The following is a 10,107-nucleotide window of genomic DNA, read 5'->3' on the forward strand; positions in this document are numbered from 1 at the left end:
CCTGTTTAACCTGCGATAGACGCCTCAAAGATGCCGCCGATTGTAGCGTCCAAAACAGCGTCAAAGTCAGCCTGGGTTTGCTTGTGCGACAGGCCTTCTGTCAAAGCGCGGCTGAAGCTGCCAATCATTCCTGTGTTCTTGGACAAACGCGCATTAGCCTCGTCACGTGCATAACCACCAGACAGCGCGACGACCTTCATAACGCGTGCATCTACGCATAGGGATTTATACTGGTTCGCGATTTCGGGCAGCGACAGTTTCAGGATAATTTGCTGACCCGCTGGAACTGTGTCGAGCGCGCTGGTGATCTCTTCTAACAACATTTGTTCGGCTTCGGCCTTGTCAGCAATCGTGATCGTCACTTCGGGTTCGATGATCGGCACTAAACCAGCGGCAAGCACTTGGTTGCCCAATTGGAATTGCTGCTGAACAACTGCGCGGATGCCGCGCTGGTTGGCGGCGTTGATGACAGAGCGTTCTTTGGTGCCAAAGATACCGTTCTGAACTGCGCGTGCGAGCAAAGCATCAAGGCCGGGGATGGGTTTGAGCAGTTGAACACCGTGCTCTTCATCCTCAAGACCTTTGTCGATCTTTAAGAAAGGCACAACGCCATTGTCATCCCAAAGTGCCTTGGCTGATGGCTTGCCATCAATCTCGCGATCCATGGTCATTTCGAACAAGATCGCGCCTATAACCCGCTCGCCTGTAAAGGACGGCGAGGACACGATGCGGGCGCGCATGGCGTGGATCATGTCGTACATTTCAGCATCTGAGGAATATGCGTCTGCCTCGACGCCGTAAAGTTTTAGCGCTTTAGGCGTTGATCCACCTGATTGATCCAGCGCTGCGATAAAGCCTTGGCCCGCGCGAATTTTTTCGGCCATGTTTGGATTAGTCATTGGATCACCCCTTTAGCAAATTTAGCGAAATCTGATTTCACAGGGGTCTAGGGTAGGGTTCTCCCGCACGCAATCATGGTCGCGCTAACATGCGGGAGACTTTTTTCATAACGTTACTTTTGCAACTCTGATTGCAGGTTTCGACCCACCCAATCACGTAAAACTCCGTTTTCCAGGCTGGTTTTGATCTCTGCCCAGACCGTATCACTGCCACGCAAGCGCATGATTGTGTCAATCTCATCGCGGATTGTGGCCGCCCCAACATCGCCAGCCGCTGCCCCGACTGAAGACCAGTAATAGGCCGCACGGTAAGATCGAATGCGCGTCGTGCCCAGCAGGTGGCCAAGTGCCGCGCGGCGGATATCACCGATAGAGGCAAAGTCAGATGCAACAGGCCCGCCGCCACCTAGCATGATATCTTGCAGCTCGATCACTTCGGACAGTGGGATGTCACTTTCCAAGTCGTTAAGCAGACTTAAGCTACCCGATTGACCATTTGACGTTGCATGCAGCGCAAGACGATAGGCGTTGCTTGGATCATTTGTTTGCAATTCTTTGGCCATCAAGAACGTCGCGTCTGGAATGCCTTCGATTGCGAGTGGATCTAACAAGCGCAAGCCGAGCGTTGCATTGCGCGGTGCGCCGATACCCGTCAGAAGTGCGCGCCCTACGTCAAGGCTGCGTTCCTTGGGCAATACCCCGTCGATGGCTTGCTGTAGGTCTGATGTAGAAATGCCGTTGAAGACGGCACTAGGTGCGGTGCCGATGGCGGGCGTCAATTTTGTGAACATCGCTTTTGGATCGCCAAAGTCATCTTCACCAATGCGCACAGGTGTATTAGGTGCGCGGGTTTCGACGACGATTTGGCTCGGGTCTGCGACAAAGGATTTGGCAGCGAGAACCGCTTGATTGATGAACGCCTCTTGCTCTGTGCTAAGATCATTCGATCCAGCCCCGTTCATTTCACCAAAAACGCCTTGCAGTGCGTTTGGGATGATCTGTTCAAGCGCGGCTGGATCCAACATGCCGGGAGGTGCCATACGCGATCCCGCGGCGTAAAATCCACGATCTTCAAGCGTGATTTGAATGTGGTTCACATGGGCCGCTGGCATGAGCTCTTCACTATCTAAGTCCATACGGTAGCTGATATAATCCAGATCAGCGGACCCTGACAACGCAACCAGTTCGTCTACGTCCGCACCGAAATGCACCATCGCGCCACCTGATGCGAAATCGTAGTTAATATTTACGTTCGCGCGATCCAAGCGGATGTTTTCCACGCCTAGCATACCAACGACAGGACGTGTTTCTGCGGGCAGGCAGTCAAAATCAAAATCAACGCCTTCCAAAGACAGGTTCAAGGCATAGCCCTGTTTGCGATCAACCGGTTGGCCACTGATGACCAAAGCGTCGGCTATGACCGCGCAGGCATCAATTTCGCCGTAGGGCAGAAAAGGACGCACATCGACGCCGACAAGCGCCATGCGGTTGCGCACAGGGTCAATGTCGATCTGGTCGTAACGCACATCGGCAAGCACGCGCAGGGTGGGCATAAAACTTTGCACGACCAAGGTCAGAATGTTTTCTAGTGAAACGCTGTCCCAAAATGTAACGGGCGTTTCTACAGGTTGGTCTTCCGCGTGCAAGGGCAGCGCAAGCGCACAAGAGAGAGCGGTGGTTTGAAAAAGGCGTTTAAAAATGGACATAATATGATCCCGTTGCTGTTAAATATCCGCATCATGGTACCGCGTTTGAGAATTCGATCAAGGGCTGGGATACCCGATCCTTGTGGATCGGGTCGTCTGACTAGGAGCTGAGGGCCGCAACACCGGGCAATGTTTTGCCCTCCATCCACTCCAAGAAGGCGCCGCCTGCAGTGGAGATGTAGGTGAATTTGTCCGCAGCACCCGCTTGGTTCAGGGCCGCGACGGTGTCACCTCCGCCTGCCACGGAAATCAGTACGCCTTTAGCAGAGAGGTCCGCCGCGTAGGCGGCAGCTGCATTTGTCGCAATATGAAAGGGTTCAATTTCGAACGTACCAAGAGGTCCGTTCCAGATCAGCGTTTTTGCGCCGTCCAGAATGTCTGCGATCCGCGCAACGGTTGCAGGACCGGCATCCAAAATCATTGCGTCGGCTGGGCAGGCGTTTGCTGCAAGGGTTTCGCTGGCCGCGCCCGCTTTGAATTCACGCGCAACAACGATGTCGAGGGGCAGAACGATTTCGCAACCTGCGGTCTTGGCTTTGGCAATGATCTCAAGTGCTGTATCCGTCATGTCATGTTCGGCCAGTGATTTGCCTACATCAATGCCTTGCGCTGCAAGGAAGGTGTTGGCCATGCCGCCACCAATCACGAGGAAGTCGACTTTCTCAACCAAGTTCCCGAGCAGTTCCAGTTTCGACGATACCTTCGCGCCGCCCACAACCGCCACAACAGGGCGCTTGGGTTCACCCAAAGCTGCCTCAAGCGCGCTCAGTTCGGCCTGCATCAAGCGACCTGCACAGGCGGGCAACAGGCGTGCTAAGGCTTCGGTGCTTGCGTGCGCGCGGTGCGCCGCAGAGAAAGCATCGTTGCAATACATATCGCCCAGCTTGGCGATGGACGCCGCGAAATCAGGATCGTTCTTAGATTCCGCTGTATGATAGCGTGTGTTTTCCAGCAGAAGGACTTGGCCGGTTTGCAGGGCAGCAGACGCCGCTTCTGCACCCGCGCCGATGCAATCAACTGAGAACATCACATCGCAGCCAAACGCGGTTTCCAAAGCTGGAACCAACTGTTGCAAGCTCAGCTTTGGAACGCGTTCGCCTTTAGGGCGACCAAAGTGCGCCAACAAGATCGGCATGCCACCCGCAGCTAGAATGTCTTTGATCGTTGGAACGATGCGTTCGATCCGTGTCATGTCTGTGACGATACCATTTTCCATGGGAACATTGATATCCACGCGGGTCAGGACACGTTTTCCGTTCAGTTCCATCTGATCAAGTGTCGTCCAGCTCATGGGATTATTCCTTATTCGCGTTGATTTAGAGTCAGTATTTGCCCTGTCTTTGCCAAGCCGCGCCCCTATCGTCAATGCCCGCCTTGGCAATCACCGCTTTGGGCCTTAGATAAAGCCGCAACGAATACCAAAGGAGCGCCCAATGGCCGATACTAAAGATCTAGAAAACACAATCCTTATTGAACTCAAAGACGGTACAGTCACAATCGAGCTTCTGCCCGACATCGCGCCTTTGCACTGTGAGCGCATGAAAACACTGGCGCGCTCCGGTGCGTATGACAACGTTTGCTTCCACCGTGTTATCGATGGTTTCATGGCCCAAACGGGTGATGTTGAGAACGGCAACATGGAAAAGGATTTCAACATCCGCGCGGCTGGCACAGGCGGATCCGATCTGGGCGACGTCAAAGCAGAATTTTCCGGCATCCCACATGATCGCGGCACAATTGGCGCTGCACGCTCGCAGAACCCTGACAGCGCGAACAGCCAGTTCTTCATTAATTTCTCTGACAACCATTTCCTGAACCGTCAGTACACAGTTTACGGACGTGTCACATCTGGCATGGAATTGGTCGACGGCATCACACGTGGCGAGCCACCAGTCGATCCAGATCGCATGGTTTCCATGAAGGTTGCCGCAGATGCGTAAGCTGGCGGTTGCCTTTTCTCTGTTGGCCAGCCCTGCGCTGGCCACAGGTCTTCAAGTTGAGATCTCTGGTGAGGGTGCCAATGGCACGATCACCATTGATTTGCTCGAAGACTTGGCCCCGAACCACGTTGCACAAATCACGGCCCTCGCAAATGAAGGCGCATACAATGGCGTGGTATTTCACCGCGTGATTGATGGCTTCATGGCGCAAACGGGGGATGTCGAATTCGGTCAATCCAGCGGCAATACCAGCCGTGCGGGCATGGGAGGATCGTCCAAGCCCGATCTAAAAGCCGAATTTTCTGACGAGCCTTTCGCTCGCGGTATCGTTGGTATGGCACGTTCGCAAAGCCCGAATTCAGCAAACAGCCAGTTTTTTATCATGTTTGACGATGGCGATTTCCTGAACGGTCAGTACACGGTTGTTGGCCGTGTTACCGCTGGCATGGACGTTGTTGACGCGATCAAGTTGGGCACAGGCGGCAACGGGTCTGTTGTCGGAACGCCTGATATGATGAAAATGGTCACAGTCACCGAGTAAATCGCTGACACATCTACGTGCGCAAGGGCTATGCAGACGCGAATTTTTTAAGCACCCTCCCGGCAACTGTCTGGAGGGTGTTTTTTTGTTCAAACGTATATTCCTGGCCTTGGGCCTGTCGCTTGCGGTCACGTCGGCCTCTGCTGATCCATCTTTTTGGAAATTCGAGTGGCCGAAAACAGATTTTGAAAAGACCACGATCACCAATCGGGTCGAGATCATGTCTGGGGGGCCGCCCAAGGATGGTATTCCTGCGCTGACGGATCCTTAGTTTCGCAAAGCCTCTAGCGAGACACGCATCAAGGGTCCGGAACCTGTGATCACCGTGGAAATCAACGGCGACGTGCGCGCGTATCCAGTGCGCTATTTGACGTGGTACGAGATTGCCAATGACACGGTTGGCGGCGTGCCTGTTGCGGTGACTTTTTGTCCTTTGTGCAATTCAGGGATCACTTTTGATCGTCGGGTCGCGCAAGGCACATTGACGTTTGGTGTGTCGGGTAAGCTGCGCAATTCGGATATGGTGATGTACGATCGCGAAACCGAAAGCTGGTGGCAGCAAGCCATTGGCGAGGCGATTGTGGGTGACCTGCTTGGAACCGAATTGGTGCAACTGCCAAGCTGGATGGAAAGCTGGGATGAATTTCGCACGCGCCATCCTGAGGGTTTGGTGATGGATGAACCTGATTTTTCCCGCCAATATGGGCGCAATCCTTATGTCAGTTATGACAGTTCGACCAAGCCGTTTCTATACAATGGTGAAAATCCACCCCACTGCACTCCAGCGCTAGAACGTGTTGTGCGTGTCGGGGATATGGCGTGGCCTTTGACGCGTTTGGCAGATTTGGGCGGTGTGACGGAGGCTGGTGTGTCGTCGAGCTGGGCTGCGGGGCAGGCGTCTGCGCTGGACGCGTCCCAGATCGCCAAAGGGCGCGATGTTGGATCTGTGCGTGTGCGCGACGCGAAGGGGAATGATTTGCCCCATGACGTGATGTTTGCCTTTGCGTTCCACGCGTTTTGGCCTGACGGGGATTGGATGTTAGGCCAATAAAGAGGGGCGCTGCCCCCGCGCTTTGCGCGTCCCCGGGATATTTTTGGAAAGGGGAAGCTCTTGCGTTATTCTAGGATGCTGCCGGTGTTTGAAAGATAGGGTGAGAGGTAAGTAAGGTTTGTGGTTTTTGGGGCCTTCTTGCCAAAGCGGTATGTGAGGCCGACCATTAACGTGGTGGTGTCAGTGATATCATCAGCGCCGATTACTTCTTTCTGGTGGCTTTCGCCGTATTGTGCGGCGGCAAAAAGCGACATGCTAGGTAGTGCTGCGATGTCGTAGTCTGCGCGAAGCTTCAGCGTCCACAGTTCTACAACATTTAGGGGCGCGTCCATTTTGGCGTTCAGGTAGCCGATTGAGGTTCCAAGACTTAGGCGATCCGTGGCGGCGTATTGAATGCCGACGCCTGTGAAAATACCATTGGTGACAGTTGCGCTGCTATCGGAACCGCTGTCGCCCGCAAGATAGCCGAGGTGTGCGTTGAAATCCCAACGATCATTTAGGGATAACGCGCCCTCAACACCTGCGAGCATGCGCAACGCATCATCGGTTGCATCATTGTCGTGATCGGATTGCAGCGCGCCCACAAAGGCCCCGTAGTTAAAGCGCTCTGTTTGGCGGCCTGCACGCAGAGTGACGTTGGTTGATGTGTTGGCCGTATTTGGCGCGGCGTTGTTGTTATTTGTGGCGCTCAGGCCTAGGTCCGCCTGAAGGTAGAGACCAGTATCAGAAAGACGGCCAAAGCTAAGGTCGGTGCGTCCTGTCATCAGCGTACCATTCGCGCCTTGGAGGGCGACGGGTGCGCCGGCGGTTTGGCTTTGCCCAAGAGAAAGCGTCGCGGTACCGTAGAATTCTTGCGCCACAAGCGGGCTGGTTGTCAGTAAAAGGGCGGCTGTGAAGCGGAGCATGAGTTATCCTTTCAACACGATAAGCGCGTGGCGTTTTTTGCCAGCGCTGAGTTTGATCGGGGATGAAAGTGCCGCTGCGTCAAGCATCAAGCCTGCATCGCTGAGCGGTTGATCATCGATGCGCGCGCCGTTCTCGGAAATCAGGCGCTTCGCGTCTTTGCCAGACTTGGCCAGTCCCGCGCGTACGATGGCTTGCACGATGGACAGGCCATCTCCAAGTTCATCGCGCGTTAATCCCAGTGTCGGGAGATCATCCCCAACGCCACCTTTTTCAAAGACCTCGCGTGCGGTGGCTTCGGCGGTTGTTGCCGCATCGGCTCCGTGCAGCAGTCCCGTGATCTCATTGGCAAGAATGACTTTAGCTTCGTTAATCTCAGACCCAGCCAGCGCTCCGAGGCGGTCGCATTCATCCACTGGCATTTCTGTGTAGAGCTTGAGGAAACGGCCAACATCCGCGTCTGTCGTATTACGCCAGAACTGCCAAAACTCATAAGGGCTGCGCATATCAGGGTTCAACCAAACCGCACCATCCGCGCTTTTGCCCATTTTCTTGCCATCAGACGTGGTTAGCAAAGGCGATGTTAGGCCGAAAATCTGATTGTCCAAAACGCGGCGCGTCAAATCAATTCCGTTTACGATATTGCCCCATTGATCCGAGCCGCCCATCTGCAACACGCAGCCATAACGACGGTTGAGTTCGAGAAAGTCGTAGGCCTGCAAGATCATGTAGTTGAATTCAAGAAAGCTCAGCGATTGTTCGCGATCTAGGCGCGACTTTACGCTTTCAAATGCGAGCATACGGTTCACCGAGAAATGTTTGCCAATGTCGCGCAGGAAATCGAGGTAGTTCAGACCGTCCAGCCATTCGGCGTTGTTGATCATCAAAGCGTCCGTAGGACCGTCACCATAATCAAGGTAGGCGCTAAACACCTTTTTAATGCCCGCGATGTTATCGTCGATTTGCGCTGGGATCAGTAGGGGGCGTTCATCAGCACGAAACGACGGATCACCGACCTTGGTTGTGCCGCCACCCATCAGGGTAATCGGCTTACCACCTGTCTTTTGCAGCCAGCGCAACATCATAATCTGGATCAGTGAGCCAACATGCAAGGACTTTGCCGTCGCATCAAAACCGATATAGCCAGGCAAACCGCCTTTCAGGGAAGCCTCGTCGAGGCCTTGATAATCGGTGCAATCGGCCAAAAAGCCACGTTCGATCATTACGGCGATGAAATCGGATTTGGGATGGTAGGTCATAACTTGCGTCCACGTATAGCTGTTGTCAAAGCTTTACAGGGCAGATGCGCAAAGGAAAAGCCTATGAAGGGCCCCAAGTCGTCCAAAACTGGATTGGTGAAAGCGGTTGGCTTGATGTCAGGCACGTCTTTGGACGGGGTCGATGCGGCCGAACTTGTGACCGATGGGCTGCGGATCGAAGCGTTTGGTGAAAGCACCTATCGCAGTTATTCTGATGAGGAACGATCCGTCTTGCGCGGCGTTCTAGGGCGTTGGCCCGGAGATGGCTTAGAGGATGCGCTAGAGGTTGTTCAACGCGCCCATCTTGAAGCTTTGCAAGGGTTTTCGCCTGAATTGATTGGATTTCACGGACAGACCTTGGCGCATGAACCACGTGGTCGCGGAACGCACCAACTTGGGGATGGTGACGCGCTGGCACAAGACGTTGGTGCGCCAGTCGTGTGGGATTTTCGTTCCAATGACGTGCAAATGGGGGGCGAAGGTGCGCCGCTTGCACCATTTTTTCATTTTGCCTGTGCCAAGTGGATAAAAGCCAGCGATCCTGTCGCATTTCTGAATTTAGGCGGCGTGGGCAATATCACTTGGGTTGATCCAAGCAAATCCAAACCCGAAGACGACGGCGCATTGCTTGCCTTTGATACGGGGCCAGCGAACGCACCAATCAACGATTTGATGCAACAGCGTCTTGGGCAAAGTTATGACAAAGACGGTACTTTGGCACGTGAAGGAACCGTAGAGACAGGCGCGCTAGAGCTGTTCTTGGCTGAAACTTATTTCGCGCGTATGCCGCCGAAATCACTGGACCGCGATGATTTTTCTGTGATGCTTGATCTTGTACGTGAACTTTCTGATGCGGACGCCGCTGCGACAATGACCGCGATGAGCGCGGCGGCGGTCATGCAGGGGATGCAGCATTGCCCAAGCTTGCCGAAACGCATGTTGGTGTGCGGCGGAGGGCGCCATAACCCTGTGATGATGCACATGCTGCGCGAAGCGCTGGATTGCAGCGTTGAACCTGTCGAAACGGTAGGTCTGGACGGTGATATGTTAGAGGCGCAAGCCTTCGCCTATCTTGCGGTTCGTGTTGCGCGCGGATTACCGACAAGTGGACCGACAACAACAGGGGTTGGTGCGTTTGTTGGTGGTGGAATCCTCAGCAACCCGACCTAAGGATAGCGGTGTATTCTTTTGTAAAGGCTACATAACTTTCTGATGTCGATCTCAGTTCGTTTTGCATGTGTGTGCAGTTCAGGGAGCATATGAAACGGTACATTGGGTGCTGAGTGGTGTTCAATATGGTAGGGCATATTCCACGCAAGCCAGCGCATAACGCGGTTGGTGTATGTCGTGCGCGTATTTTCGAGCATGTTGGCGACATAGGGGCAACGGCCATGTTCGGCGAGCAGATAGAGCCGCAAAAATGTTGCGCCAATCAGGACTGGGACGATCCAAAGCCAGAGCATGATGTTGCTCCAAATGAAACTAACCAGAACGCAGATATAGAATAAGAGCATCCATCGCGCTTCGCGCTGTAATCGAGGTGTCGCGCGTTCTGGCAAAAAGGTCTGCGCACGCGGGGCTATCGCATTCTGAACCGTCAGGGCAACGCCACCGATCCAATATGGAACACCGCTGACGTACCAAGCCAACTCAAGCCAAGTTTCTGGTTTTGCACCACTTAACAATTCAGGATCGCGTTCTGGATCATTGGTGTAGCGATGATGCGCCAGATGAAAGTACCGAAACGCGTTGAAGGGCTGGATCAACACTAAACCGGCGAAATGTCCCGCAATCTTGTTTATCCAAGT

General features: G+C 54.0%; 9 protein-coding genes and 1 pseudogene. 4 read left to right on the forward strand and 6 right to left on the reverse strand.

All coding sequences use genetic code 11. The features are described from left to right. Window positions 1-5 precede the first annotated feature (5 nt). The 3 genes from QZ279_RS02875 to QZ279_RS02885 form a co-directional block, all read right to left on the reverse strand. The gene (locus QZ279_RS02875) at window positions 6-899 is read right to left on the reverse strand and encodes a fructose bisphosphate aldolase (RefSeq protein ID WP_293447678.1); all 894 of its coding nucleotides are present in this window, start codon (window positions 897-899) and stop codon (window positions 6-8) included. A gap of 113 nt (window positions 900-1,012) precedes the next feature. Next, complete coding sequence (locus QZ279_RS02880; RefSeq protein ID WP_293447681.1) at window positions 1,013-2,605, reverse strand: hypothetical protein; 1,593 nt, start codon at window positions 2,603-2,605, stop codon at window positions 1,013-1,015. 100 nt (window positions 2,606-2,705) lie between these two features. Continuing rightward, on the reverse strand, window positions 2,706-3,896 hold the full coding sequence (locus QZ279_RS02885; protein WP_293447684.1) for a phosphoglycerate kinase: 1,191 nt from the start codon (window positions 3,894-3,896) through the stop codon (window positions 2,706-2,708). Window positions 3,897-4,038: 142 nt separating this feature from the next. Between QZ279_RS02885 and QZ279_RS02890 the strand changes: the two genes are divergently transcribed. The 3 genes and pseudogenes from QZ279_RS02890 to QZ279_RS02900 all read left to right on the forward strand — a co-directional run bounded on the left by QZ279_RS02890 (window position 4,039) and on the right by QZ279_RS02900 (window position 6,137). Beyond that, the gene (locus QZ279_RS02890) at window positions 4,039-4,545 is read left to right on the forward strand and encodes a peptidylprolyl isomerase (protein WP_293447686.1); all 507 of its coding nucleotides are present in this window, start codon (window positions 4,039-4,041) and stop codon (window positions 4,543-4,545) included. Beyond that, the gene (locus tag QZ279_RS02895) at window positions 4,538-5,086 is read left to right on the forward strand and encodes a peptidylprolyl isomerase (RefSeq protein ID WP_293447688.1); all 549 of its coding nucleotides are present in this window, start codon (window positions 4,538-4,540) and stop codon (window positions 5,084-5,086) included. Before QZ279_RS02890 ends, QZ279_RS02895 begins: the two co-directional genes overlap by 8 nt. Before the next feature lie 85 nt (window positions 5,087-5,171). Next, a pseudogene (locus QZ279_RS02900) lies at window positions 5,172-6,137 on the forward strand (DUF3179 domain-containing protein). 65 nt (window positions 6,138-6,202) lie between these two features. On the opposite strand, the gene QZ279_RS02905 reads toward QZ279_RS02900, so the two are convergent. Beyond that, on the reverse strand, window positions 6,203-7,042 hold the full coding sequence (locus QZ279_RS02905) for a hypothetical protein (protein ID WP_293447690.1): 840 nt from the start codon (window positions 7,040-7,042) through the stop codon (window positions 6,203-6,205). A 3-nt stretch (window positions 7,043-7,045) separates the two neighbouring features. After that, the gene (tyrS, locus tag QZ279_RS02910) at window positions 7,046-8,299 is read right to left on the reverse strand and encodes a tyrosine--tRNA ligase (protein WP_293447692.1); all 1,254 of its coding nucleotides are present in this window, start codon (window positions 8,297-8,299) and stop codon (window positions 7,046-7,048) included. Window positions 8,300-8,362: 63 nt separating this feature from the next. Here tyrS and QZ279_RS02915 point away from each other — a divergent pair, with 63 nt between their 5' ends. After that, window positions 8,363-9,469: an anhydro-N-acetylmuramic acid kinase gene (locus QZ279_RS02915; protein ID WP_293447694.1), complete on the forward strand. Its 1,107-nt coding sequence runs from the start codon at window positions 8,363-8,365 to the stop codon at window positions 9,467-9,469. Here QZ279_RS02915 and QZ279_RS02920 read toward each other — a convergent pair. Beyond that, window positions 9,466-10,107 (reverse strand): fatty acid desaturase (locus QZ279_RS02920; protein ID WP_293447696.1); only part of this gene is annotated, 642 nt, incomplete at its 5' end. The two genes, QZ279_RS02915 and QZ279_RS02920, sit on opposite strands and share 4 nt — an antisense overlap.

Origin of the sequence: Planktotalea sp., from assembly GCF_018607965.1 — a bacterium.
Classification (GTDB): domain Bacteria; phylum Pseudomonadota; class Alphaproteobacteria; order Rhodobacterales; family Rhodobacteraceae; genus Planktotalea.

Excerpts from the sequence above, each read along its gene's own strand:
- QZ279_RS02905 (WP_293447690.1), bottom strand. The coding sequence starts at position 7,042 with ATGCTCCGCTTCACAGCCGCCCTTTTACTGACAACCAGCCCGCTTGTG.
- tyrS (WP_293447692.1), bottom strand. The coding sequence starts at position 8,299 with ATGACCTACCATCCCAAATCCGATTTCATCGCCGTAATGATCGAACGT.
- QZ279_RS02880 (WP_293447681.1), bottom strand. The coding sequence starts at position 2,605 with ATGTCCATTTTTAAACGCCTTTTTCAAACCACCGCTCTCTCTTGTGCG.
- QZ279_RS02875 (WP_293447678.1), bottom strand. The coding sequence starts at position 899 with ATGACTAATCCAAACATGGCCGAAAAAATTCGCGCGGGCCAAGGCTTT.
- QZ279_RS02915 (WP_293447694.1), top strand. The coding sequence starts at position 8,363 with ATGAAGGGCCCCAAGTCGTCCAAAACTGGATTGGTGAAAGCGGTTGGC.
- QZ279_RS02885 (WP_293447684.1), bottom strand. The coding sequence starts at position 3,896 with ATGAGCTGGACGACACTTGATCAGATGGAACTGAACGGAAAACGTGTC.
- QZ279_RS02895 (WP_293447688.1), top strand. The coding sequence starts at position 4,538 with ATGCGTAAGCTGGCGGTTGCCTTTTCTCTGTTGGCCAGCCCTGCGCTG.
- QZ279_RS02890 (WP_293447686.1), top strand. The coding sequence starts at position 4,039 with ATGGCCGATACTAAAGATCTAGAAAACACAATCCTTATTGAACTCAAA.